At 61.3% G+C, this 23,672-nt stretch carries 22 protein-coding genes; 8 read left to right on the top strand and 14 right to left on the bottom strand.

What is annotated here, in order from left to right; translation table 11 throughout:
* Window positions 1-68: 68 nt before the first annotated feature.
* Window positions 69-956, bottom strand: a complete 888-nt coding sequence (locus HGP16_RS24655) for a branched-chain amino acid aminotransferase (protein WP_168842624.1) — start codon at window positions 954-956, stop codon at window positions 69-71.
* 308 nt (window positions 957-1,264) lie between these two features.
* Between HGP16_RS24655 and HGP16_RS24650 the strand changes: the two genes are divergently transcribed.
* The 3 genes from HGP16_RS24650 to zwf all read left to right on the top strand — a co-directional run bounded on the left by HGP16_RS24650 (window position 1,265) and on the right by zwf (window position 4,932).
* A complete protein-coding gene (locus tag HGP16_RS24650) occupies window positions 1,265-2,305 on the top strand; it encodes a zinc-dependent alcohol dehydrogenase family protein (RefSeq protein ID WP_168842623.1) in 1,041 nt (346 codons plus the stop codon).
* 57 nt (window positions 2,306-2,362) lie between these two features.
* Window positions 2,363-3,133, top strand: a complete 771-nt coding sequence (gene tam, locus HGP16_RS24645) for a trans-aconitate 2-methyltransferase (protein WP_168842622.1) — start codon at window positions 2,363-2,365, stop codon at window positions 3,131-3,133.
* Window positions 3,134-3,408: 275 nt separating this feature from the next.
* Window positions 3,409-4,932, top strand: coding sequence for a glucose-6-phosphate dehydrogenase (gene zwf / locus HGP16_RS24640; protein WP_168842621.1), 1,524 nt, complete (start codon window positions 3,409-3,411; stop codon window positions 4,930-4,932).
* A 31-nt stretch (window positions 4,933-4,963) separates the two neighbouring features.
* On the opposite strand, the gene HGP16_RS24635 is transcribed toward zwf, so the two are convergent.
* Window positions 4,964-6,319 carry a metallophosphoesterase gene (locus HGP16_RS24635; protein WP_168842620.1) on the bottom strand — a complete coding sequence of 452 codons (1,356 nt, stop codon included), beginning with the start codon at window positions 6,317-6,319 and terminating at the stop codon, window positions 4,964-4,966.
* A 167-nt stretch (window positions 6,320-6,486) separates the two neighbouring features.
* The gene (locus tag HGP16_RS24630; RefSeq protein ID WP_168842619.1) at window positions 6,487-6,879 is read right to left on the bottom strand and encodes a hypothetical protein; all 393 of its coding nucleotides are present in this window, start codon (window positions 6,877-6,879) and stop codon (window positions 6,487-6,489) included.
* A gap of 330 nt (window positions 6,880-7,209) precedes the next feature.
* On the opposite strand from HGP16_RS24630, the gene HGP16_RS24625 reads away from it, so the two are divergent.
* A complete protein-coding gene (locus tag HGP16_RS24625; RefSeq protein WP_168842618.1) occupies window positions 7,210-8,724 on the top strand; it encodes a helicase HerA-like C-terminal domain-containing protein in 1,515 nt (504 codons plus the stop codon).
* A gap of 33 nt (window positions 8,725-8,757) precedes the next feature.
* Here the strand turns inward: HGP16_RS24625 and HGP16_RS24620 are convergent, their stop codons facing one another.
* A complete protein-coding gene (locus tag HGP16_RS24620; RefSeq protein WP_168842617.1) occupies window positions 8,758-9,534 on the bottom strand; it encodes a VOC family protein in 777 nt (258 codons plus the stop codon).
* Window positions 9,535-9,753: 219 nt separating this feature from the next.
* Window positions 9,754-10,479 (bottom strand): thioredoxin family protein, encoded by a 726-nt coding sequence (locus tag HGP16_RS24615; RefSeq protein ID WP_168842616.1) that lies wholly within the window; start codon window positions 10,477-10,479, stop codon window positions 9,754-9,756.
* Window positions 10,480-10,550: 71 nt separating this feature from the next.
* On the opposite strand from HGP16_RS24615, the gene HGP16_RS24610 reads away from it, so the two are divergent.
* A complete protein-coding gene (locus HGP16_RS24610; protein WP_168842615.1) occupies window positions 10,551-10,997 on the top strand; it encodes a MarR family winged helix-turn-helix transcriptional regulator in 447 nt (148 codons plus the stop codon).
* Here the strand turns inward: HGP16_RS24610 and HGP16_RS24605 are convergent.
* The 3 genes from HGP16_RS24605 to HGP16_RS24595 form a co-directional block, all read right to left on the bottom strand.
* Window positions 10,984-11,754 carry an RES family NAD+ phosphorylase gene (locus HGP16_RS24605; RefSeq protein ID WP_168842614.1) on the bottom strand — a complete coding sequence of 257 codons (771 nt, stop codon included), beginning with the start codon at window positions 11,752-11,754 and terminating at the stop codon, window positions 10,984-10,986. The two genes, HGP16_RS24610 and HGP16_RS24605, sit on opposite strands and share 14 nt — an antisense overlap.
* Window positions 11,714-12,097, bottom strand: coding sequence for an MbcA/ParS/Xre antitoxin family protein (locus tag HGP16_RS24600; protein WP_168842613.1), 384 nt, complete (start codon window positions 12,095-12,097; stop codon window positions 11,714-11,716). The genes HGP16_RS24605 and HGP16_RS24600 overlap by 41 nt, the downstream gene beginning before the upstream one ends.
* A 109-nt stretch (window positions 12,098-12,206) precedes the next feature.
* Window positions 12,207-12,629, bottom strand: coding sequence for an organic hydroperoxide resistance protein (locus HGP16_RS24595; RefSeq protein WP_168842612.1), 423 nt, complete (start codon window positions 12,627-12,629; stop codon window positions 12,207-12,209).
* Between the two features lie 137 nt (window positions 12,630-12,766).
* Here HGP16_RS24595 and HGP16_RS24590 point away from each other — a divergent pair, with 137 nt between their 5' ends.
* Window positions 12,767-13,231 (top strand): MarR family winged helix-turn-helix transcriptional regulator, encoded by a 465-nt coding sequence (locus HGP16_RS24590; protein WP_168842611.1) that lies wholly within the window; start codon window positions 12,767-12,769, stop codon window positions 13,229-13,231.
* A 102-nt stretch (window positions 13,232-13,333) separates the two neighbouring features.
* Here the strand turns inward: HGP16_RS24590 and HGP16_RS24585 are convergent, their stop codons facing one another.
* Window positions 13,334-14,065, bottom strand: coding sequence for a L,D-transpeptidase (locus HGP16_RS24585; protein ID WP_168842610.1), 732 nt, complete (start codon window positions 14,063-14,065; stop codon window positions 13,334-13,336).
* A 162-nt stretch (window positions 14,066-14,227) separates the two neighbouring features.
* Window positions 14,228-15,031, bottom strand: coding sequence for a L,D-transpeptidase (locus HGP16_RS24580; RefSeq protein WP_409526861.1), 804 nt, complete (start codon window positions 15,029-15,031; stop codon window positions 14,228-14,230).
* A gap of 156 nt (window positions 15,032-15,187) precedes the next feature.
* Between HGP16_RS24580 and HGP16_RS24575 the strand changes: the two genes are divergently transcribed.
* On the top strand, window positions 15,188-16,540 hold the full coding sequence (locus tag HGP16_RS24575; protein ID WP_168842608.1) for a methylmalonyl-CoA mutase family protein: 1,353 nt from the start codon (window positions 15,188-15,190) through the stop codon (window positions 16,538-16,540).
* A gap of 253 nt (window positions 16,541-16,793) precedes the next feature.
* The gene (gene scpA, locus HGP16_RS24570; protein WP_168842607.1) at window positions 16,794-18,926 is read left to right on the top strand and encodes a methylmalonyl-CoA mutase; all 2,133 of its coding nucleotides are present in this window, start codon (window positions 16,794-16,796) and stop codon (window positions 18,924-18,926) included.
* 11 nt (window positions 18,927-18,937) lie between these two features.
* On the opposite strand, the gene HGP16_RS24565 is transcribed toward scpA, so the two are convergent.
* The 4 genes from HGP16_RS24565 to HGP16_RS24550 all read right to left on the bottom strand — a co-directional run bounded on the left by HGP16_RS24565 (window position 18,938) and on the right by HGP16_RS24550 (window position 23,646).
* A complete protein-coding gene (locus HGP16_RS24565) occupies window positions 18,938-19,924 on the bottom strand; it encodes an alpha/beta hydrolase family protein (protein WP_168842606.1) in 987 nt (328 codons plus the stop codon).
* Between the two features lie 88 nt (window positions 19,925-20,012).
* Window positions 20,013-21,650, bottom strand: a complete 1,638-nt coding sequence (locus HGP16_RS24560; protein ID WP_168842605.1) for a cisplatin damage response ATP-dependent DNA ligase — start codon at window positions 21,648-21,650, stop codon at window positions 20,013-20,015.
* Window positions 21,651-21,835: 185 nt separating this feature from the next.
* Window positions 21,836-22,846, bottom strand: a complete 1,011-nt coding sequence (locus HGP16_RS24555; protein WP_168842604.1) for a ligase-associated DNA damage response exonuclease — start codon at window positions 22,844-22,846, stop codon at window positions 21,836-21,838.
* 29 nt (window positions 22,847-22,875) lie between these two features.
* Window positions 22,876-23,646: a carbon-nitrogen hydrolase family protein gene (locus tag HGP16_RS24550; protein ID WP_168842603.1), complete on the bottom strand. Its 771-nt coding sequence runs from the start codon at window positions 23,644-23,646 to the stop codon at window positions 22,876-22,878.
* Between the last annotated feature and the right edge of the window lie 26 nt (window positions 23,647-23,672).

Genomic DNA, 23,672 nt, shown 5'->3' with positions numbered 1-23,672 from the left:
AGGGTAACGGCGACATGCTTTGTCCCACGCGATCAATTCTACATGATCGATCGCGTGGAACCGCAAATTCACTCCTCGCTGGCGCTGCGGCCGTGAGCCCAATCCATGTAGAGTTCCAATGCCTTGCGAGCCACCGGCCCTTCCTGGAATTCACGATCATCGAGGCGGTTGACGCTGACGACCTTGGAATAGTTGCCGGTCGTGAAAATCTCGTCGGCTGCCATGAACTGCTCGACGGACAGGGTTTCCTCGCGAACGTCGAAACCTTCCTGGCGCAACAGGCCCATGACGCGGGCGCGCGTGATGCCGGCAAGGAAGGTGCGATTGGCAACCGGCGTATAGACGATGCCGTCCTTGACCATGAAGACGTTGGAGGATGCCGTCTCGACGACGTTGCCGTTCATGTCGCGCACCAGCGCGTTGTTGAAGCCGCGGCCCCTCGCTTCCAGGATCATACGGCCGCTGTTCGGGTAAAGCGAACCGGCCTTGGCGTCGGTCATTGCCGTTTCCGGTGACGGGCGGCGGAACGGCGAGACCGTGAGCGTGATGCCGCCGGTGCCGCCGAGCGGCGCCTCGAACAGGCAGAGTGCAAAACGCGTCGATTCCGCATCAACGGCGACGACGCTGCCCGGAGAACCGTGCTCGCCCCAATACATGGGCTTGATATAGATCGGCGTCCCGCCGTCGAACTTCTTGATGCCTTCCCAGGCAAGCGCTTCGATCTCTTCGGCCGTCTTGAGCGGCTTCAATCCCATGGCCACAGCCGAACGATTGATGCGCTGGCAATGGAGATCGAGATCCGGCGCGATGCCATCGAACCAGCGCGCGCCGTCGAACACGGTCGACCCCAGCCACATGGCGTGCGAGGTCGGCCCGATCAGCGGCGGATTGCCGGAAAGCCATTCTCCTTCGACATAGGTCCAGGTGGTGGTGCGGGGTGACGTATCGACTGCCATAACGGTTTCCTCCCTTAGAGTGGTTCAGCTTTTCACGGAATCTCTGAACCGCCCTATCTCTTTGTTGCTTCGCAATTCCGGACGGAAAATCGCTCAGCACTTTCCTGGAATTGCTCTAGGTGGCGAAGAACAAATAACCGCACAATCCTAGGGTCAAGCGGAAACTGCATGGCAAAATTCATTTGCAACAAAGCGCCCGATACCGCATTCATAGCGCAATTTTCATGCGCCGAAACAACAGCTTGACGAATGGGTCCATCAGGAAAAATGATTGATCGGACCGATGTCAGGAAACAGCGAGAACTCCCATGAAAGCCATGTATTACGAGTCCTTCGAGGCAACGCCGGAGATACGCACCGTGCCGGACCCGACGCCGGGCGAGGACGGCGTGGTCATCGCGGTCGGCGCAAGCGGGCTTTGCCGCAGCGACTGGCATGGCTGGATGGGACATGACTCGGATATCAAGCTGCCGCATGTGCCTGGCCACGAGCTCGCCGGCAAGGTTGTCGCCACCGGCCGCGGCGTCGTCCGCTTCAAGGTCGGCGATCGCGTCACCGTCCCCTTCGTATCGGGCTGCGGCCGTTGCGCCGAGTGCCATTCCGGCAACCAGCAGGTCTGCCCCAGCCAGTTCCAGCCCGGCTTCACCCATTGGGGTTCCTTCGCCGAATTTGTCGCCATCGACTATGCCGACACCAATCTCGTCCACCTGCCCGATACGGTCGACGACGCGACGGCGGCAAGCCTCGGCTGCCGTTTCGCTACCTCTTTCCGCGCTGTTGCCGACCAGGCGAAAACCCGTCCCGGTGAATGGATCGCCGTGCATGGCTGCGGCGGCGTCGGCCTGTCGGCGATCATGATCGCCAGCGCAATCGGCGCCAATGCCATCGCCATCGACATTTCCGACGAGAAGCTGGCTTTCGCTCGCGAATGCGGCGCGGTGGCAACCATCAATGCCGCTGGCGTTGCCGACGTAGCAGAGGCGGTGCGCGAGATCACCAAGGGCGGCGCCCATGTCTCGATCGATGCGCTGGGTCATCCCGTCACTTGCTTCAACTCCATCAAGAACCTGCGCCGGCGCGGCCGGCATGTGCAGGTTGGCCTCATGCTCGGCGACGATGCGACGCCGCAGATACCGATGGCGCAGGTCATCGGCCATGAGCTCGAAATCTACGGCAGTCATGGCATGCAGGCCTGGCGCTACGATGCCATGCTCGACATGCTCGCCGCCGGCAAAATCGCGCCGCAGAAGCTCATCGGCCGCAGGATCAGCCTGGAAGAGGCCGTTCCCGCGCTCATGTCGCTGGACAAGGCCGAGGGCACGGGCATCAGCGTCATTACACGCTTCTGATATATCCCGATGCTATGCGCAGCGGGGGAAACGACAATCCACGAAGAGGATATGCCCATGGCATGGTCTGCCGGCCAATATGTTAAATTCGAGGATGAACGCACGCGCCCGGCGCGAGACCTCTTGGCGCAAGTGCCGCTGGAGCGCATCGAGCGCGCCGTCGACCTCGGTTGCGGCCCGGGCAATTCAACCGAGCTGATCGCCGAACGATATGGCGCCGCCGGCGTCTCCGGCCTCGACAGCGACGACAACATGCTGGAGGCTGCCCGCAAGCGCATGCCAGGCACGAGCTTCGTCAAGGCCGATCTCGCCACATGGCGGCCGCAAGAACCCGTGGACCTGCTTTTCGCCAACGCCGTGTTTCAGTGGCTGCCCGATCATCTCGATATTCTCGATCATCTGATGGACGGCCTGAAACCCGGTGGCGTGCTTGCCGTTCAGATGCCTGATAATCTGACCGAGCAGAGCCATGTGATGATGGAAGAGACCGGCAAGCATGGCCCCTGGAGCGATTCTTTTGCGGCCAAGAGTGTCCGACGCAATCCGCTGCCAGAACCTTCGGTCTACTACAACAGGCTGATCGGCAAATCGGCCCGGGTCGATATCTGGCACACCAACTACAATCACGTGCTGGAGAATGCAGCCGCCATCGTCGAATGGGTGAAGGGCACGGGCCTGCGCCCTTACCTCGACCATGCCGGCGCAGAGCATCGCGATGCCTTCACCGCCGAATATCTGAAGCACATCGAGAGGGCCTATCCGCCGCTTGTCGACGGCAAGGTGCTGTTGCGATTCCCGCGGCTCTTCCTGATTGCCGTGAAAAGCTAGGCAACCGATCCATATCGAAAACAGGCTGGCGGCGGCGCGTCGATCACATCGACAACCGGCGCCGGCCCGCGCTGCAGCGCCGCGCGCCACATGTGGCGCGCAAAGGTCGCTGTAACACTTTAAATCTGCTGCATAATTTTATCCTTAAATCGATTCCGATTTAAGGAATTATGCAGTAGAACACCAGCTGCCAGAGCTGAAACAGCAACCGGCCCGAGGAGATAGCCGATGCCGCCCAGAGGCCTGGTCTATGTCCGCCAGAAGGAGATGCGCTTATGACCACACCCGACGTCGCACCCGCCCCGCCCCTGACATTCGTGATTTTCGGCGCTGCCGGCGATCTCACCCGGCGCCTGCTGATCCCGACGCTGATCAACATGACCCGTAGCGGGCTTGTGGGAGAGGATTTGCACATTCTCGGCATCGGCATAGAGACCGGTGGCGTCGACATGCTTCTGGACCGCCTGGAATCGTTCCTGAAGACTTCCGGAGAGATGGATGATGCGGAACGGCAGGCGGCCTGGCAAAGCCTGCGCAAGCGCATCAGCTACATCTCCGGCGACTTCACCCAGAATGGCGTCTACAAGGAGATCACGGATCATCTCTCGCATTCGCCGAGCGCCAATGCGGCCTTCTATTTTGCCGTGCCGCCGCGCTTCTTCGGCGACATCGCCGAAAAGCTCTCCGAAAACGGGCTGATGAACGAGGCGACCGGCGCCTTCCGCCGCATCGCGATCGAGAAGCCCTTCGGCAACGATCTTGCCTCCGCACAGGCGCTGAATGCGCGGCTTCTCAATCATGTCGCGGAAAGCCAGATCTATCGCATCGACCATTTCCTCGGCAAGGAAACCGTGCAGAACATCATGACGACGCGCTTCGCCAACATGATGATCGAGGCCTTGTGGAACAACAACTATATCGACCACGTGCAGATCACGGCGGCCGAGCTGGTCGATGTCGGCACGCGCGGCAAGTTCTACGATGCGACCGGCGCCCTGCGCGACATGGTGCCCAACCATCTCTTCCAGCTTCTCGCGATGGTGGCGATGGAACCACCCAACAGCTTCGACGCCGAATCGATCCGCAACGAAAAGGGCAAGGTGCTGAAAGCGCTGCGTCTCTACTCGCGCGAGGAAGCGGCCAAGAACGGCGTGCGCGGCGCCTATGCCGCCGGCCCTATTGCCGGCAGGGATTTGCCTGCCTTTACCGAGACCGCGGATGTCGCACCGGACAGCAATACCGAAACCTTTGTGGCGCTGAAGCTATTCGTCGACACCTGGCGCTGGGCCGGCGTGCCCTTCTATCTGCGCACCGGCAAGGCGATGAAGGCACGCGATACGGAAGTGGTCATCACCTTCCGGCAGGTGCCCTTCGCGCAATTCCCGCGCCACGGCTCCCGGCCCGAGCTGCCGCCGAACAGGCTCATCATCCAGGTGCAGCCCGACGAGGGGCTCGACATGGAAATCTCCATCAAGTCGCCAGGGCTGGTGCTGAAAACGGCGCCGGTCTCGCTCGACTTCCGCTATGCCGATAGTTTCGACATCGGCAAGCAGACCGGCTACGAAAGCCTGTTCTACGAACTCTTCGTCGGCGACCAGACCCTGTTCCAGCGCGCCGACGGCATCGAAGCCGGCTGGGCGGCCGTGCAGCCCTTCCTCGATCTCTGGGCGGAAGGCGGCAAGCCCGACCTCTATGCCCCCGGCAGCACAGGTCCTGCCTGCGCCGACGAACTCATCGAACGCGACGGCCGCAAATGGCATCAGATCGACGGGGCGACGCCAAGCGGCAGAAGGGTTTGAAACGGAAAAACTTCGGCGGCAGCAGGAGCGATCACGCCGATACTGCAAGTTGGATAGCCAAATCCTTGCCTGTGAAGGGGCGGTCCGGAGCGCCGCCCTGACCATGGCCGACACTCCATTGTTTCGGCCAGACGGTGCGCTCAAGACCGGTTGCAGAGGCGCCCTTGAGCGAACTCCATCCACGGTCGCTGGGCGTGCGATAGAGCATACCGCCTGGCCCCATGCCCGCATGCAGAGCGACATCGATATCGAACGGACGACCGGGTGCAAGATCCGGCCCGAACCAATAATGCGGGCTGCGGCCGGGGTCGCGACCGAGGATCAAGGTCAGCGTTTGGCACGGGCCACGCAAACCAAGCCACACCGGGGCGATGCTTGCGGGATCGAAGGCGGAGAATAGGGTTTGCGCAGGCGCAGACGCTTCGTCCGCCGTGTGCCCCGTGATCTTGAGGTGAACGATGGAGTTGGCGCCCTTGAGACCGCCAAACTCGGCATCATGCAATCCGGGCGACAGCTCCCGCCAAGTTTCAGCCGATTTGAAAGGCCATTGCAGCTTTTCACGGACGGCACCATCGGTATCCAGTACCTGGTAGCGAAATCCCTCGGCATCCAGCGCCGCCTGGATGCAGTGGAGGTATTCCACGCCTTCAGGCATCCTATGGGCGGTCCCCGCCCCGGCCGTACAAAGCTGCAGCACGCCGCGATGAACCTGCACGTCGAAGGCCAGCATATGGCTGCAGACATAGGCGAGAACATCGGCCTCAACGAGGAGGTCCCAGAACGGCTTGGCATATTCGTGGCCGATTTCGCGCTGGTATGCGCCGGAATAGCCATTGACCGGAAAAACCGGATGATGGCCGAGAACGATCTTGTACCTGGCATCGGAGTGCGCCCTCAACGTCGCCTCCAGCCACTCCGTTTCGACATGCCCTTCGCCGCCGAGACCGGTCCAAAGCGTATGCACGAAGACCAGCAGCAGATCGCCGCGGCGAACCCAGTAGGACAGCCCCTCTTGCCCCGGCGGCCCATTTTCCGGCAGCTGCAGCACCTCGCGGAAGATCCGCTCGCTCATTTCGCTGTAGGTCGTGTGATTGCCGGTCGTATGCCAGAGCGGCGTATTGCTTCGATCGAGCCATGCCATTTCCTGATCGAGCCAATGCCGCCATTGCGCCCGCAATGCTTCCGGATCCGCCGTTAACCCGATAATCTCGTCTCCCGGAAACAGAATGAATTCCGGCGGTGGATCGAGGCGGCGCACGACCGCATTCACCGCCGCAAACGTCCCTTCATGCAGCGCGCCGGGGATGCCTGAACAGGAATCGCCATAGAGAACGAATTGATGGCCTTGTCCCATGGGCACAAGCGAAGAGATGGAACCAACCGGCATGAAGCGATTTCCCCAAAAAAGCGACGGCCCTCGCCCATGTCAGGGCGAAGGCCGGAAGATTGAAGGAACGAGCGCCGATGCGGCAGGCTCCGTCCGCACATTTTCGGGGCCGAAACTCGATCGAACCGTTGGCGGCTCTCAGCTCCCGAAAGAACGTTTCCCAGACCTCAGATAAACTGGTGCAGGCCTGGGACGGAATTGACGACCTGGTCGACCACCTCGTCGCCGGCATGCTGGCGCGCGGTTGCGATCGTCTCCTTGGCAAGCGAGCTGATTTCGCCCATGCTGAGACCGCTGCTCATCAGCTGCTGGCCGAGCGCCATCAAGCCGCCGCCACCACCGACGGCGCTGAGCAGGCCACCCAGCAGGCCGCCGCCGGTTTCCTCGCCGTTATATTGCGCGACGAGATCGGTGGCACCGGGAATGGATTCGATCATCTTGGTGACGGGACCATCCGGAGCTTCGCGCTGCAGGAAGCCGAGAATCATGCCGACGGCCTTTTCCGCGAGGTCGGGAGCGATGCCGGCTTTGGTCGCGATCTGATCAATAACTTCGTTCACTGTGGCCTCCTGCCTTTTACGACGTTAACGTCAACGTAACTGAATGGCGCAACCGGCACAAGCCGCGCCAGAGGTCATTACGCTACCAGAAGCATAACCACGACGCGAATGGTTGTCCCCATTCAAGTCAGTTCTTATAACGGTGTCAGGACAAATCGATGAATGGCCCTGGCAGCCCGAAAAAGGCTGCTGTGCCGCCGCCCTAGTACCGGATGATTTTGGATCGAATCGATCCAAAATCATCCGGTACTAGAATCAGATAGGTAGAGCATGATGTCGTCCGAAAACCGGTGACACTTTTCGGCATCATGCTCTAAGGGAGACGACACCATGCCGCAGCAGGATGGACAGATTTTCGTCGGCGCGAGCCGCAATCCGGATGACAGCATCAACAAGGACGAGTTCCTGACGCTGAAATTCGGCAACCGCCACGGCCTCGTCACCGGCGCGACCGGCACGGGCAAGACGGTGACATTGCAGGTGCTGGCGGAAGGGTTTTCCAAGGCCGGCGTGCCTGTATTCTGCGCCGATATCAAGGGCGACCTCTCCGGCATCGCCGCCAAGGGCGAGGCCAAGGATTTCCTGATGAAGCGGGCCGAAGAGATCGGCCTGTCGCCCTATGAGTTCGATCGGTTTCCGGTCATCTTCTGGGATCTTTACGGCGAAAAGGGCCATCGCGTGCGCACGACCATCGCCGAGATGGGACCGCTGCTGCTGGCCCGATTGATGGATGCCTCCGAGCCGCAGGAAGGCGTGCTCAACATTGCCTTCAAGATCGCCGATGAAAACGGGCTGGCGCTGCTCGATCTCAAGGACCTGCAGGCGCTGCTGAACTATATGGGCGAGAATGCCACCGAGCTTTCCAGCAAGTTCGGCCTGATCTCGAAATCCTCCGTCGGCTCGATCCAGCGGGCCTTGCTGGTGCTGGAGCAGCAGGGTGCCGAAAACTTCTTCGGCGAGCCGGCGCTGAAAATCTCCGACATCATGCGGGTCAGCAACGACGGCTACGGCCAGGTTTCGGTGCTGGCAGCCGACAAGCTGATGATGAACCCGCGCCTCTATGCCACCTTCCTGCTATGGCTGCTCTCCGAATTGTTCGAGGAACTGCCCGAGGTGGGCGATCCGGAAAAGCCGAAGCTGGTCTTCTTCTTCGATGAGGCGCACCTGCTCTTCAACGACGCGCCGAAGGTGCTGATCGAGCGCGTCGAGCAGGTGGTGCGCCTCATCCGCTCCAAGGGCGTCGGCGTCTATTTCGTCACGCAGAACCCGCTCGATGTGCCCGAGACGGTGCTGGCGCAGCTCGGCAACCGCGTGCAGCACGCCCTGCGCGCCTATTCGCCGCGCGAGCAGAAGGCCGTGCAGACGGCCGCCTCGACATTCCGGCCCAATCCCGCTTTCGATTGCGCCACGGTCATTACCACGCTCGGCACCGGCGAAGCGCTCGTGTCGATGCTGGAGGGCAAGGGTGCGCCGTCGATCGTCGAGCGCACGCTGATCCGTCCGCCGTCCGGCCGTATCGGGCCGGTCAGCGACGCCGAGCGCCAGGCCATCATCAATGCCAGCCCGGTCGCCGGCGTCTACGACCAGACGATCGACCGCGAATCCGCCTATGAAATCCTGGCGGAACGTGCGAGCAAGGCAGCCGCGCCCCAGAACGAGAGCGCGGGCGATGGCTGGACGCTGCCCGGATTCGGCGGAGACAGCAACAAGCCCGCGGGTCGCGGCCGTTCCGGCTATCAGCGCGAAACCATCATGGAAGCGGCGTTGAAGAGCGTGGCGCGCACGGTCGCCACGCAGGTCGGGCGTGCCCTGGTTCGAGGCATCCTCGGCAGCCTCAAGCGGTAGAAGCTTACCCTCCCCCTCAAGGGAGGGTAAAGATCAGCGCGCCGGAGCGACCAGAGAGAAGAACGCGCCTTGCGGGTCGGTGGCCTGGACGATCCAGCTGCCGCCGGGAACCTCCATCGGGCCGTTGGCGATCTTGCCGCCGCCTTCGGTGATGCGGGTGATCGCCGCATCGATCGCCGGGACGTTGATGTAGAAATTCCAGGTCGGCATCGGCATTTCCGCCGGCTTTGTCATGATGCCGCCGAAGTCCCGGTCGCCGATCTTGAAGATCTTGTATTTGCCCATCGGCCCCATGTCGAAATCGGAACTCAATTCCCAGCCGAACATCTCGCTGTAGAAATCGAATGCCTTCGGGCCGTCGCCGGCATAGAGCTCGTGCCAGCCAAAATAACCCGGGGTAGCGGGCGCCGCGGGCTCCCAATCCTGGCCCGGCAGCGGCGTGAAGAGGCAGAAGGCGGCGCCGTAGGGATCTGAGACGACGGCGAACCGGCCGACGCTTGGAATATCCGTCGGCTCGCGATAGATCTTGCCACCCTTGGCAGCGACCGTCTTTGCCGCCTCATCGACATTGGGAACGCCAATATAGCCGGTCCAGCAAGGCGGCGTGCCCATGGCCTTTGCCCCCTCCGGCAAGATCATCAAACCGGCGACAGGGCCTGCGCCGGCACTGAACAGCGTATAATCCATGCCGACTTCCGGCATGCCGGCATCCGCGGCATCCCAGCCGACAACCTTGGTATAGAAAGCTTCGGCCGCCTTCATATCGGTGGTCATCAGCTCGTACCAGACAAAATATCCCTTCTCAGCCATGGTATCGCTCTCCCTATTGTGATTGTTGCGGTCATCCGTCTCGTCCTGAGCCCGATGTCGGCACAAGCGCATCATGGCCGATGAAAATGACGACCGCACGATGGTCAATCGGTCGATCCGTCGTTCCTCGGCAAGCGGGCTCCAGATGTTAACTAGGCACCAAGCGCAATAATTCGACCCCTGGCGCCGCACGGCATGAATTCGGCAGCCTCACACGCCTCAATCGCAGCAGGAATCCGCCTTCGCCACATCCTCATATTCGTCATGGCGACGAACGAAGTTCATCGTGCTGTCCTCGTTGCGTCCCTTGGGAGCGCGGTCGAGGATCATCAGCGTGCCGATCAGCTCCTCGGGGCCGCGGGCATAGCTCGAATAGGTGTGGAAGACATTGCCGGCTTCATCCTTGTAAAAGGCACTGAGGCCAGGAAGCTCATCAAAGCCTTCAGCCGAATCCATCGGCGTAAAATTATAGAAGACCTTCTCGCCGGCGAGCTGCTCCTTCGTGAAGGAGACGTGGTAGTCGAAATTGAAGTCGTTGGCGAAGGACGACACCCAGGGGAAATTCCAGCCCATGCGCTTCTTGTAGGCTTCCACCTTCTCCAGCGGCGCACGCGACACGGCGACCAGCGTGACGTCATGATGATTGAGATGCGGAAGCGCTCCATCGAAATGATCGGCGAGAAAGGAGCAACCCGGGCAGCCGGCATCCCAATCCGGGCCGAGCATGAAGTGATAGATGATCAGCTGGCTGCGGCCATCGAAGAGATCCGCAAGCGTCCTCTTGCCTGCCGACGTGTCAAAAACATAATCTTTATCGACCTTTACCCAAGGCAAGGCCATGCGCTCCGCATTGATGCGGTCGCGAAGATGCGTGGCCTCCTTCTCCCTGGCGAGCAGCTGTCGGCGGGCTTCGAGCCATACTTCCCTGGAAACGACCTGGTTCATTGTCAGCGCCCTCCTCCGGCGTTTTTATCCCCAAATCTTGACAAATATATTGATATCAATATTATTTAATCATGTCAAACGCAGTCGAAATCCCCTTTGAAACCACACTGTTAGTGCGCGATACCTGCCTTTGCCTGCATGTGCAGCGGGCGGCGCGCGCTCTTGCCCGTCGTTTTGACGAAGCGCTGAGGCCTTTTGGGCTGACCAACGGCCAATTCTCTCTGATGATGTCCCTGAACCGGCCGGCGCCGGCATCCATGGGATCGGTCACAGCATTGCTCGCAATAGATCAGACGACGCTGACGGCGGCCTTAAAGCCGCTGGAACGGCGCGGATGGATCAACATCGTGCCCAATCCCCAAGACCGAAGAGCCCGTCTTCTCAGCCTCACGCCGTCCGGAAAGGCAGCGCTTGCCGCCGCCGTGCCGGTCTGGAAGACAACGCATGCGGCCCTCGAAGAGCGGCTGCCCGACGGCAATGGCGACCGTTTGCGCCGCGACCTTGCTAGTCTGCTCTGAACGGCAGCGCCGGCAGCCGGGGATCGCGATCGAAATCCTGCCTTTCGAAGCCGATGCGACGCCGGGGGAATTCGCAGAGCGCTTGCACGCCGACGCGCGACAGCCGGATGCGCCAGGTCTGACGCTCCACCGGCTCACGCACAGAGAAGGCCCTGGCGGTCAGGAGTGCGATATTCCTGCCGCCCCCAGGATCCCTAACGGATCGATAGAGGATCGCTTCGATGCCCCCGGCGCGCGCCGCCTCGCCGAGCGACTGGCATGCCTCGTAGTTGACCGGATCGGCCCAGTGCTGCCGGTCGCGATCCAGGGGAGGCATGGTCAGGTCGATCGCTGTCTTCGTGGCGATCACCGCGGCAAAAGCAGTGTATTCCGCGGCATTGGCCGGCAGCGGCGTGTCGGGGGAGTCCCGGAAAAACAGCAGCCTGTAGAAACTCATTTCCGCCAAGGCCGTCTCCACCCGCTCAGAGGCGTAAAAAACGCCGAGCGTGCGGCCGGCGCGACGGAAACGAGAGCCGTGCGGATAGACCGCGCCATAGCGAAAGGGTGTGGCGAGCAGATAGTCGAGACCGGCGCATTCCGGCGGCAAGACCGGCTTGCTCTCCTCCAACAGACTTTCGAGAAGCACCTGCTCCTCAAGCGTATCCACCAGCTTCAGCGTCGAGACCTGATGCTGCGCTTCCACCAGCCGCCAATAACGGCCGGAAATGGCCCTTGCCTCAGATGAGAGCGCGGCGGGCGTCCAGATAGGCAAGGACATCGGTCAAACCAGAAATCGAAATGATCTTGTCGATGGGCGCTGCGCCGAAGGCGAGATTGCCGTTGCGCAGCCATTGGCGGGCCACAGCCTCGTCGCCCCCCACGATGGCGTCAAGCGAACGGAAGAGACGAACGAAAAGCACGGCGAGCTCGAACGGCTTGCTGTTGCGCTCCAGCAAATGATCCTGCCGCTTCATCCGTGACACCGTCGCTTCCGAGACGCCGATGACGGCGGCCAATATGCGGGCATTCAGTCCCAGCCGCTCGGCAGCATTGACAACCGCCTTGGTGATGACGAGTGCTTCGCCGGGCTTTGCCTGGCCTATTGCCTGTGCCATTGTCATAGCCACATCCTTTCCTAGGAAAAAATATAGCATATTTCTTGCAAAAGAAAAGGAGCAAAGACAAAGTCCCTGCTCCTGAAGCTTTCAATGGCGTAAGCGGTGATCCGCCTCAGACAACCGCAACCGGCACTTCGGTCGAGGTACGCATGGCGTGGCTGTAGGGGCATACGATATGCGCTGCGGCAGCAAGCTTTTCAGCCTCGGCCTTATCCATGCCGGGGATATGGACCGCCAGGGACACTTCGATGCCGAAGCCGCCGCCATCCTCGCGCGGGCCGATGCCGACAGTCGCGGTCACCTTTGCGTCTTCCGGAATCTTGACCTTCTGCTGGCCCGCGACAAATTTCAGTGCGCCGAGGAAGCAGGCGGAATAGCCGGCTGCAAAGAGCTGCTCCGGATTGGTGCCCGTTGCGCCGTCACCGCCGAGTTCCTTCGGCACGGTTAGCGTGACGTCGAGGACGCCGTTTTCGGAAACTGCATGGCCGGCGCGGCCACCAGTGGCGGAAGCTTTGGTGGTGTAAAGAATTGGCATGTCATGTGTCCTTTTCGTGTTGGATGGCAATTATATACATCACGATTTAATCGTGCACAATATGTATTTTTTGCAATTTGATTTTGCAAGGTGAATTTGTGACAATGCCTGCAACAAGAAAAACGGCGGGAGCAGCAATGACGGACAAGGCGGATGGGCAGACCATGATATCTGACGAGGAAAAGCGGCTGGAAAGTCAGCTTTGTTTTGCCGTCTACAGCGCCGCACACGCCTTTAACCGGGCCTACAAGCCAATTCTCGATCGCGTCGGCCTCACCTATCCGCAATATCTCGTCATGCTCGTGCTATGGGAAAAGGGTTGCCTGTCGGTCAAGACCATCGGCGAGAAGCTGGATCTCGATTCCGGAACGCTGTCGCCACTGCTGAAGCGGCTCGAGCAGGCCGGCCTGATCGGCCGAGCACGCGATCCGAAGGACGAGCGGCAGGTGATTATTTCGCTCACGGAAAAGGGTGCGGGCATGAAGTGCCAGGTTGGCGTGATCATGGACGCCATCGGCCAGGCGACCGGCTGCGATATGGCTGAAATGGCCAATCTGCGCGATCAGTTGCAAAAGCTGAAGGTCAATCTGGCGGCGGAATGACGCCTGCGACGCAGGGAGCCGCCTCATTCTTCAGAAGTCGGGCTTCAGAAGTCGGGGAAATCAAAAGGGCGCCGAATGGGCGCCCTTTTCAATGATATTCGATCAGCTCGTAACGAGGATCGGCGCCCGCTCCGGCACGCGATCATAAAGATCGATGACATCCTGATTCAGCAAACGGACACAGCCGGAGGACACGGCCTTGCCGATGGAGCGCCAGTCGGGATTGCCGTGCAGACGGTAAAGCGAATCCTGCTTGTCTTCGAAAATATAGAGCGCACGCGCGCCGAGCGGATTCTTCAGGCCCGGATCCATGCCGCCATTGGCAATGGAAAACTTCACAAGCTCCGGCTGACGGGCGACCATTTCGTCCGGCGGGTTCCAGCGCGGCCACTTCTTGCGCCACTGAATGACGCCGCGGCCCTGCCAGGCAAAGCCCTCGCGGCCGACACCGATACCATAGCGCATTGCCGTGCCACCTTGTTCGGTGACGTAAAGCATGCGCTCCGTCGTGTTGACGATCACGCTGCCCGGCGCCTCGCCGGTCGGATCCACGACACGCTGACGATAAAACCGCCGGTCGATCTGCTGGTAGGGAACCGGGGGGATATGGAAACCGCCGTCGTCCATGGCCGCATAGATGACGGCCGGATCCGGCTGCTCACCATCATAGCTGGAGAACCAAGTGCGGAACGGCCTTGGCGAGCCGGTATATTGTACCGGGCTGACAACGGGGCCGTTGTCGATGGTGGAAGCGCAGCCGGCAAGCGTCGAAACGGCGCCGATGCCTGCAAAGGCGAGAAAATTACGTCGGGATAAGGATGAAGGAATGCTCATGTCGACAGCATAGTTCCTTTTGAGGGGGAAGCGAGAATCCGCAACATATAAGCTGATTCGGCTCCCCGAGAGGTTTGCAGAGACAGGAGCAAAATTAAAGAGCCTAGACCACCCCGGCTATCGCACTTATGCAACATCACGAAAATTTGTGGTAAAATACCACTACAAAACGACAATTTCCGTTTTATCGGGTACCCGATTATAGAGATCGATCACGTCCTGGTTAAGCATGCGCACGCAGCCGGAGGATGCCGCCTTGCCGATCGACTGCCAATCCGGCGTGCCGTGGACGCGATAAAGCGTATCGCGGCCATTCTGATAGATATAGAGCGCCCGCGCTCCAAGCGGGTTGGTCGGCCCGGGATTCATGCCGCCACGCTCGGCTGACAGCGACTTCATCTGCGGGTCGCGCGCAACCATCTCGGCGGGCGGCGTCCAGCGCGGCCACTTCTGCTTCCACTGGATCATCCCCCTGCCGTGCCAGGCATATCCCGCGGCGCCGAGGCCGACGCCATAGCGCATCGCCTTGCCGCCCGGCTCGACGAAATAGAGGAAGTGGTCGCGTGTATCGACGACGATGGTGCCGGGGCGCTCCTTGGTCTGGTAATCCACCTCCTGCCGCAGGAAGCGCGGATCGATGCGCTTGTAAGGAATGGCCGGCAAAGTGAAGTCGTCTTCGCTTCGCTGCGCATACATTGCCTGATGCACTGGATTAAAGGTCGGCAAACCATAGGTTTGATGGAATTGCGTCTGGAAGAGATCGCGCGCCTGCGGCACGGGCTGAACCGGTAGGCGCTTTACCCTATTCGGATCGATGCCCTCCGGCCGATAGAAGACCGGCGTGGTCTCCTGCACGAACCGATCCGGGTCCGTGGCGCCCGTATCGGGAATGATGCTGCAGGCGGACAATGCCATCAGAGCGGCAGCGGCGAGCAGGTGACGGGAAACGGGCAGAAGATCGGCCATCATCGGAAACCAGTTGGGACATATCGGGTCAGCCGCATGATGACCGTCGCGGCTGGAGCGAGGCTGGCGTCATCGGCGAGATATTGCACCGATTGACCAAACTCCTGTTTTCCCTCGCGGCATCATGAGCTAGACCATTGCGGGACGGAGGATCGCATGAATATCGACAGTCTCGACCCGGCCATCTTCGACCAAACCGACCGCAAGGGCTGGCTGAAACTGGTGGAACGGGCGCTGAAGGGCCAGGATTTCCAAAAGACGCTGGTGTCGCAGACCGATGACGGCATTGCCATCGAGCCGCTTTACGAGCGTCGGCCCGATTGCACGCCGCTTTCGCGCCAGCGAGCCGATATGCCCTGGACGGTGGCCCAGCGCATGGACGATCCGAATATAGAGCGGGCGCTGGTGCAACTCGGCGACGATCTTGCCAATGGCGCAAGCGGCATTCATCTCATCTCCAAAACCTCCGTCTCCGCCTTTGGCACCGGTACCGACGCGCAGGCCACGCCCCTTTCCGACAGGCTGGCGGCTGCAATCTCCGGCAGAATTGTTGCAATCCGCCTCGACGGCTTTGCACCCCGCTTCCTGGACGCCCTGATCGCATCGATCGCGGATAAGGCTGCCCAGACATTGCATCTCGGCCTCGATGCTTTTTCGACGGGGGGAGAACAGGCTGCGACCGCAAACGATATCAAGCACTTCGCCGAACGCGGATTCACGGGCACGATCGTCAATGCAGACGGTCGGGCCGCGCATAATGCCGGCGGAACGGAGGCGCAGGAACTTGCTGTCATAGCCGCAAGCCTCGTGGGTCATTTGCGATTACTGGATAAGGCCGGCCTTTCGCCGGAAGCAGCGCTTCGGGCAACCAGCCTCTGCCTTTCGGCCGATCAGAACCAGTTCACGGCGATGGCAAAGACGCGCGCGGCGCGGCTGATCTTCACCCGGATCGCCGAGGCTTGCGGCGTGCCCGATCCAGAGCCGCCGCATCTCCTGGCGGAAACAAGCTATCGGATGCTCACCCACCGCGATCCCGAGACGAATATTCTGCGCAATACGATCGCGGTTTTTTCAGCCGGCGTCGGCGGCGCCGGCGAGATTTCCGTCCTGCCGCACAGCCTGACGCACGGCATTCCCGATCCGCTGGCGCGGCGCCTGGCGCGCAACACGCAGACGATCCTAATCGCTGAGAGCCATCTCGATCATGTCGTCGACCCAGCCGCCGGAGCCGGCGGCATCGAGGCGCTGACCGACGCACTGGCCGAGCGGGCATGGGATATTTTCACCGAGATCGAAGGCAAAGGCGGATTGGCAAAAGTAATCGCGGGCGGTCGGCTTGCGGCGATGATTGCCGAGGCACGTGCAGGTCGTGCCTCCAGGCCAATCGTGGGGACGACGCTGTTTGCGATGAAGACGGAGCGGCCTGTGGCTGTTTTGGGGGCTTTGGGGCCGGTTGCTGACGGCATGGGGTTGATGCCGGTGCGGCTGGATGAGGGGGTGGAGGGATGAAAATGAGTATCGCGTTCGAGGCAAGTGCGCACCCCCCTTTGTCACTTCGTGACATCTCCCCCACAAGGGGGGAGATCGTTCCGAAACAGCTGCTTCATGCCACAGGAGCATCAAACTTAGCTCCCGCGGATTCGATATCGATTTGGTGCGAAAAGGGTTCGCGAGTCTCCAATCTCCCCCCTTGTGGGGGAGATGTCGCGACAGCGACAGAGGGGGGTACTGTACACTCCGCATCCACGGAGGCTTCCGCTCCATGACCAAAATCCCCAACTTCACAAACGTCCCCTGGGCGAAACCGCAAGCAACCGCGCTAACAACCGCCGCCCCAACCTGGGAGACCCCCGAAGGCATCGCCGTCAAGCGCGCCTATGGCGAACGCGAACTCTCCGGACTGAACTTCCTTGAGACCCATCCCGGCGCAGCACCTTTCGTGCGCGGCCCTTATCCGACAATGTATGTCCAGCAACCCTGGACCATCCGGCAATATGCGGGGTTCTCGACAGCCGAGGAATCCAATGCCTTCTATCGCCGCAATCTTGCGGCCGGGCAGAAGGGCCTTTCCGTCGCCTTCGATCTGGCCACCCATCGCGGCTATGACAGCGATCATCCGCGCGTCGCCGGCGATGTCGGCATGGCGGGCGTGGCGATCGATTCCATCCTCGACATGCGCCAGCTCTTCGACGGCATTCCGCTCGACAAGATGAGCGTATCGATGACCATGAATGGCGCGGTGTTGCCAATCATGGCGCTCTACATCGTCGCGGCGGAGGAACAGGGGGTCTCCGAGGACAAGCTTTCCGGCACGATCCAGAACGACATCCTCAAGGAGTTCATGGTCCGCAACACCTATATCTATCCGCCGCAACCCTCGATGCGGATCGTTTCGGATATTTTCAGCTATACCAGCGAGCGGATGCCGAAGTTCAACTCCATCTCGATCTCCGGCTACCACATGCAGGAGGCCGGCGCGACGGCAGACCTGGAGCTGGCCTATACGATCGCCGACGGCATCGAATATGCCCGCGCCGGGGTTGCCGCAGGGCTCGATATCGACAGCTTCGCCCCTCGCCTCTCCTTCTTCTGGGCCGTCGGCATGAACTTCTTCATGGAGGTCGCCAAGATGCGCGCCGGACGGCTGATCTGGGCCGCGCTGATGCAGAAGAATTTCGCGCCGAAGGACCAGAAATCCCTGGCGCTCAGGACCCATAGCCAAACCTCCGGCTGGTCGCTGACGGCGCAGGACCCGATGAACAACATCATCCGCACCATGGTCGAGGCGATGGCGGCCACACAGGGACATACGCAATCGCTCCATACCAACTCCTTCGACGAGGCCCTGGCCCTGCCGACGGATCATTCCGCCCGCATTGCCCGCAACACGCAGATCCTCTTGCAGAAGGAATCGGGCACGACAGGGATCATCGACCCCTGGGGAGGCTCGGCCTATGTCGAACGGCTGACCCATGATCTTGCCGCGCGCGCCCTTGCCCATATCGAAGAAGTGGAAGCGCTCGGCGGCATGGCGAAGGCGATCGAGAAGGGCATCCCCAAACTTCGGATCGAGGAAGCGGCGGCCCGCACACAGGCGCGCATCGACAGCGGCCATCAGACCGTCGTCGGCGTCAATTTTTCCAAGCCGGAAAAGGATATCGAAGTCGATGTCCTGAAGGTCGAAAATTCCGAGGTGCGGGCACGCCAGCTTTCCAAGCTGCAGCAGCTGAAGGGCACGCGCGAGACCGCTGCGGTGGAAAGCGCATTGGATGCGCTGACGGAGGCCGCTCGAAAAGGCACGGGCAATCTGCTCGATTTTGCCGTCAAGGCAGCAAGGGCGAGAGCCACCGTCGGCGAAATCTCGCTGGCGCTCGAAAAAGCCTATGGCCGCCATGTCGCGGAGATCAGAACCATCTCCGGCGTCTACCGCAAGGAAGTCGGCGCCGAAAATCCGCTCTTCAATGCGGCGGTGGCCAAGGTCGAGGCGTTCCGCAGGGCGCGGGGCGAGAAGCCGCGCATCCTCATCGCCAAGATGGGCCAGGATGGGCACGATCGCGGCCAGAAGGTGATCGCCACGGCCTTTGCCGATCTCGGTTTCGATGTCGTCGTCGGCGCCATGTTCCAGACCCCGGAGGAAGTGGCCGACGTCGCCGTGCGCGAAGGCGTCGACATCGTCGGCGCATCGTCGCTTGCCGCCGGCCATCTGACACTGGTGCCGGAATTGAAGGCTGCGCTCGCGCGCCGCCATGCGGGTAAGGTGCTGATCGCCGTCGGCGGCGTCATTCCGCCACAGGATTTCGCGGCCCTCGAAGCGGCGGGCGCGGACTCGATCTTTCCACCCGGAACCGTGATCGCGGAGGCGGCGGCAGCGCTGATAGATCGGTTGACACCGTAAATAGCCGGTATTTAGACAGCGACGCTCCTGAAGAACTCGATGCTCTGCTCGATCTCGCCCGGCAGGGCTGAATTATGGCTACCCGGAACCGTCGCCATCTCCATCTTCACGCCGGCGGCCATCGCCCGCTTCGAGAGCAGCGTCAGGCGCGAGTCGAAGTGGGCTTCTTCGGTGCCATGGAACAGCTTTACCGGGCTCTTGAAGCTGTGCGCATAGCAGAGCGGCGAGCGCATCTGGAATTCGCGCGGGTTCTTGGTGTTGAAGCGGATGTCCTGCGGATAGCGGCCGAAGAAGGCATAGGCATCCGGATTGCCTGATATCGGCGCGACCGCGCGGAACCGTTTCGTCGACATGGCAGTCAGCATGGCCAGCGTGCCGCCGATGCTGTGGCCCGCCAGGAACAGGCGATGCGGATCGACACCCGGCAGGTGCCGCAGCCGGTTGGAAGCGGCCAGCACATCGGCAACTTCGTCGTAAAAGCCCGAGAAATTGCCCCTCTGCCCGTTCTCGCCGCGCATCGAAGGGATCATGACGACATAGCCGGCATCGATATACGGCTTCATCAGCTGCCAGTGCCCCTGGCCGATGGCATTGCCGCCATGCAGGAAAAGCACGGCCGGCTTCGGCTTCGCCGAGCGCGTGTAGCGGGAAACCCAGGCGACGAGCTCCAACTCGTCGCCAACGCCGCTGCGATAGAAAAGCCGATCGGCCGTCGATGGCGTGACCAGAGGCTCATAGATGTCGGGAGCCGCGCCTTTGCTCAGGAGGTCGGTCCGGAACAGATGGCGCTCCTTGGCGTAATCGCCCGCGAGCTGCGGCGGCGCATCCGAAGCCTTTTCGTCGCTCCGGGCAATCTCACCCTTGTTCTCGGTGGGCTTGCTTCCGATCGTACTGTCATCGGCCGCTCTGACAATACTGGGCGTGAAAAGGGTGGAAGCGATGCCGGCCAGAATGGCGCGACGATTGAGACGGAATAGGTGGTCGTCAGACGTGGTCATGGCTCTGTCCAAATATCCCGGCGCAGCGCAAATCTGCACGGGTTGAAAGGCAAGGCCAACTCACATTGTGGTGAGGAATCGCCCCAGCCTATTCATCGACAACAGGAGCCTTGGCGTCAATCATCGCGATCAAAGTTTCCAGTCTGTCCGCCTCGTAGGGCGGCTTGTCCGGCCGAAGCCGGGCAATGCGCGGAAAACGCATCGCAACACCCGATTTATGACGGGTGGAGCGGTTGATGCCTTCAAAGGCCACCTCGAGCACGAAGCCGAAATCGTGATCGGCGCGCACCGCTCGCACCGGGCCGAAGCGATCGACCGTATTGTTGCGCACGAACTTGTCAAGCACCTCCAGCTCCGCATCGGTGAAGCCGAAATAGGCCTTGCCGACGGGCACGAGCTGTTCGCCCTCCGGCGTCGTCGCCCAGACGCCGAAGGTGAAATCGGAATAGTAGCTGGATCGCTTGCCATGGCCGCGCTGCGCATACATCAGCACGGCATCGACATTGTAGGGATCGCGCTTCCATTTGAACCACGGCCCCTTGGCGCGGCCGGCGAGATAAGAACTGTCTTTGCGCTTGATCATCACGCCTTCGATCACCGGATCGGGCGGTGCGGCGCGCAGTCGGTCGAGCTCCTCCCAGGAGGTGAAATCGACGAGCGGCGAAAGGTCGAAACGATCGTGAGGCGCGGCATCGATGATCTCAGTGAGCCGCTCGCGCCGATCAAGGAAGCCGCGGGCGCGCACGTCCTCCGCCCCATCGAACAGAAGATCGTAGGCACGAATGAAGGCCGGGAACTCCTCCAGCATCTTCGTGGTGACGGTCTTGCGGTTGAGGCGCTGCTGCAGATCGGAAAAGCTGCGCGTCGGGCTGTTGGAGCGAACGGTGCCGCCGACCAGCAACTCGCCATCCATCACGCCTTCGAAACTTATCGCATCGACGATGTCGGGAAAGGTGCCGGATATATCGTCGCCCGAGCGCGAGTAGAGCTTGCTCGTGTCCCCGGAGCGCGAAAGCTGGACGCGAATGCCATCCCATTTCCATTCGGCGGCGAAATCCCGCGGGTCGAGGCCGTCGAGATCGCCGGTTTCAACCGGATTGGCGAGCATGACGGAATGGAAAATCGCCGGCGTCGCCAGGATCGGCTTCTCAGCCTCCCCCGCAAGCCAGCGGAACAGGCTTTCATAGGGCGGCTGCAGGCCATGCCAAAGCGTTTCGATCTCGGTCACGTCCTTGCCGCCAAGCTCCGCGAGCGCCTGCTTGGCGAGGCGCGCCGAGACGCCGATGCGCAGCGCACCGGTCGCAAGTTTCAGGAAGGCGAAACGGCCTGACGTATCCAGCCGGTCCAGCAGGTCGCGGACGAAACTGCGCACCTCGGTCCGCCCGAGCGCATTCATGCGGCGGACGATATCGCCGAGCTTCGGCTGCTCGCCGGCAGGGCGCTCGATGTCGCTTTCCTTGTCCCATACCAGGGAGATCGTCTCAGCTAGATCGCCGACATAATCATAGGAATAGCGGAACAGCACGTCATCCATGCGCTCGAGAACAAGCTCGCGCAGCATGGCGGGCTTGACGTTGCGCACCTCGAGCGTGCCGGCGATGGCGGCCAGACCATAGCCGCGGTCAGGATCGGGCGTATCGCGGAAATAATCGGTCAGCAGCTTCAGCTTGCCGTTGCGGCTCGGCGTCAGCACCAGGCGGTCGAGAAGGTCGGCAAAGGCTTTCATCTGAGCGCCTCCTTCTCCCCTCGGGGAGAAGGTGCCCGGAGGGCGGATGAGGGGGAGCAGGGGTAATCCCGCGCGCCACGCATACGCTGCAGCGTTGCAATATCGCGTAAATCCCCCTCATCCGACCCTTCGGGCCACCTTCTCCCCGCCGGGGAGAAGGCGAGACAAACGACGACCCTCATCATCTAGTCTCCTTCGTCTTCATAGCCGATGAGATGCAGCGGCTTGGCGGCGATGCCCTGCAGCTCGCACCAGCGCACCAAGGCCTCCTCGCGGCCGTGGGTGACCCAGACCTCGCTCGGCTTCAAATCGGAGATCGTCTCGGTCAGCTCAGGCCAATCGCAATGGTCTGATATGACGAGCGGCAGCTCGACACCGAGCTGCTTGGCACGCTGGCGGACCATCATCCAGCCGGAAGCGAAGGCCGGAAGCGGATCGTGAAAGCGCCTCGCCCAGCGGTCCTGGAAAGCGGAGGGCGGACCGACAACAACGGCGCCGTGGAAGATCGACTGATCCCGGCTTTCGATGGTGGCCGGCTTGAGTTCGCCGAGCGCGATGCCTTGGCTGATATAATAATCGCACAGGCTTTCCAGCGCGCCGTGAATATAGATCGGCTTGTCATAGCCGGCATCGCGCAAAAGACGGATGACGCGCTGTGCCTTGCCGAGCGCATAGGCGCCGATCAAATGCGTTCGCTCGGGGAACTGGTGAAGCGAGGCTAGGAGCTTGCGTGTCTCGGCCATGGGGTCGGGATGGTGGAAGACCGGCAGCCCGAACGTCGCCTCCGTGATGAAGACATCGCAGGGAACCGGCACATAGGCCTCACAAGTCGGGTCCGGCCGACGCTTGTAATCTCCTGAAACGACGATACGCAGCCCGTCCTTCTCCACCGCGATCTGCGCCGAGCCGAGCACATGGCCTGCAGGATGGAACTGCACCTTGACACCGTTGATCGTCACTTCCTCGCCGAAAGCAACTGCCTGCTCGGATCCTGCAAAGCCGTCGCCATAACGGATGCGCATGATATCAAGGGTCTGGCGCGTGGCGAGCACATGGGCATGGCCGGAGCGGGCATGGTCGGAATGGCCATGCGTGACGAGTGCTCGACCGACCGGCTGCACGGGGTCGATGTAGAAGCCGCCGATCGGACAGAACAAGCCCTCGGGCGCCGGATAAAGCAGTTGATCGGGTCTCATGACTTATGAGGATAGCGCGATTTGCACGATTAGGTAGCGATAACAGCAGCTTTTTGATCGAATCCGCGTGTCGGTTGCCGATCGGGCAGGTCGAAAACCAGGACATCCTCGCAATAGGGCTTCGCCTTCGCCACGACGACGCCGCTCGGATCGACGATCGCGCTGCTGCCATAGCTCACCCAGCCGTCCTCGTTGCCACCGACCACATCTGACGCCATGACCCAGCAGCCCGTATGCCTGGCGCATATCTGCAGGCTCGAAATGCCCGGCTTGTGCCATAGCTCGGCTTTGTGAGGCCGGAGCATAAGATTGATAGGGTTGCAGATGAGGCCGGCTCCCTTTCCGGCCAGGCGGCGTGCGGCGTAGGGATATCTGAGATCGGCGCAGATATTGATGCCGAAGCGCCAATGCCCCTCCTCCCAGACGGGAAAATCCTTTCCGGGCGTGCAGCCCTTTTCGAGCGGATGCGCCTTGGCATAGACCCCGACTATCCGGCCCGACTTGGCGACGATGGCGCTGTTGTGGATCGCATCGCCCCTGCGCTCGAAAAGGCCGACGATCGCTGTCGTTTTCCCCGCCGCGAAGCGAGCGACAAGGGTGTTTAGATGCGGATCATCCAGAGAAAGCGCGCGGCGTTCGGCAATGGCTTTATCGTAGCTGTGCCCCTGCAGATAGCATTCGGGGAAAAGGGCGAGATCGATGCCTTGCGCTTCGGCCCATGCGAGATCGCGCGCCAAAACCTCGGCCGCCTGCTCGACGGCGTCGAAAAGTGCCAGACGTTGAAAGGCCGCGATCCGCATGTGGCAGGGTTAACATGTGCGGCGAG

The organism is Rhizobium sp. P40RR-XXII (assembly GCF_012641405.1).
GTDB lineage: Bacteria > Pseudomonadota > Alphaproteobacteria > Rhizobiales > Rhizobiaceae > Rhizobium.
Note: the sequence above shows the minus strand (reverse complement) of the source record. Positions and strands in the feature narration are given on the sequence as shown.

What these genes read in the sequence shown, in the direction of transcription:
- HGP16_RS24655 (WP_168842624.1), bottom strand. Translation starts at nt 956, where the DNA reads ATGGCAGTCGATACGTCACCCCGCACCACCACCTGGACCTATGTCGAA.
- HGP16_RS24650 (WP_168842623.1), top strand. Translation starts at nt 1,265, where the DNA reads ATGAAAGCCATGTATTACGAGTCCTTCGAGGCAACGCCGGAGATACGC.
- tam (WP_168842622.1), top strand. Translation starts at nt 2,363, where the DNA reads ATGGCATGGTCTGCCGGCCAATATGTTAAATTCGAGGATGAACGCACG.
- zwf (WP_168842621.1), top strand. Translation starts at nt 3,409, where the DNA reads ATGACCACACCCGACGTCGCACCCGCCCCGCCCCTGACATTCGTGATT.
- HGP16_RS24635 (WP_168842620.1), bottom strand. Translation starts at nt 6,319, where the DNA reads ATGCCGGTTGGTTCCATCTCTTCGCTTGTGCCCATGGGACAAGGCCAT.
- HGP16_RS24625 (WP_168842618.1), top strand. Translation starts at nt 7,210, where the DNA reads ATGCCGCAGCAGGATGGACAGATTTTCGTCGGCGCGAGCCGCAATCCG.
- HGP16_RS24620 (WP_168842617.1), bottom strand. Translation starts at nt 9,534, where the DNA reads ATGGCTGAGAAGGGATATTTTGTCTGGTACGAGCTGATGACCACCGAT.
- HGP16_RS24615 (WP_168842616.1), bottom strand. Translation starts at nt 10,479, where the DNA reads ATGAACCAGGTCGTTTCCAGGGAAGTATGGCTCGAAGCCCGCCGACAG.
- HGP16_RS24610 (WP_168842615.1), top strand. Translation starts at nt 10,551, where the DNA reads ATGTCAAACGCAGTCGAAATCCCCTTTGAAACCACACTGTTAGTGCGC.
- HGP16_RS24605 (WP_168842614.1), bottom strand. Translation starts at nt 11,754, where the DNA reads ATGTCCTTGCCTATCTGGACGCCCGCCGCGCTCTCATCTGAGGCAAGG.
- HGP16_RS24600 (WP_168842613.1), bottom strand. Translation starts at nt 12,097, where the DNA reads ATGACAATGGCACAGGCAATAGGCCAGGCAAAGCCCGGCGAAGCACTC.
- HGP16_RS24595 (WP_168842612.1), bottom strand. Translation starts at nt 12,629, where the DNA reads ATGCCAATTCTTTACACCACCAAAGCTTCCGCCACTGGTGGCCGCGCC.
- HGP16_RS24590 (WP_168842611.1), top strand. Translation starts at nt 12,767, where the DNA reads ATGACGGACAAGGCGGATGGGCAGACCATGATATCTGACGAGGAAAAG.
- HGP16_RS24585 (WP_168842610.1), bottom strand. Translation starts at nt 14,065, where the DNA reads ATGAGCATTCCTTCATCCTTATCCCGACGTAATTTTCTCGCCTTTGCA.
- HGP16_RS24580 (WP_409526861.1), bottom strand. Translation starts at nt 15,031, where the DNA reads ATGGCCGATCTTCTGCCCGTTTCCCGTCACCTGCTCGCCGCTGCCGCT.
- HGP16_RS24575 (WP_168842608.1), top strand. Translation starts at nt 15,188, where the DNA reads ATGAATATCGACAGTCTCGACCCGGCCATCTTCGACCAAACCGACCGC.
- scpA (WP_168842607.1), top strand. Translation starts at nt 16,794, where the DNA reads ATGACCAAAATCCCCAACTTCACAAACGTCCCCTGGGCGAAACCGCAA.
- HGP16_RS24565 (WP_168842606.1), bottom strand. Translation starts at nt 19,924, where the DNA reads ATGACCACGTCTGACGACCACCTATTCCGTCTCAATCGTCGCGCCATT.
- HGP16_RS24560 (WP_168842605.1), bottom strand. Translation starts at nt 21,650, where the DNA reads ATGAAAGCCTTTGCCGACCTTCTCGACCGCCTGGTGCTGACGCCGAGC.
- HGP16_RS24555 (WP_168842604.1), bottom strand. Translation starts at nt 22,846, where the DNA reads ATGAGACCCGATCAACTGCTTTATCCGGCGCCCGAGGGCTTGTTCTGT.
- HGP16_RS24550 (WP_168842603.1), bottom strand. Translation starts at nt 23,646, where the DNA reads ATGCGGATCGCGGCCTTTCAACGTCTGGCACTTTTCGACGCCGTCGAG.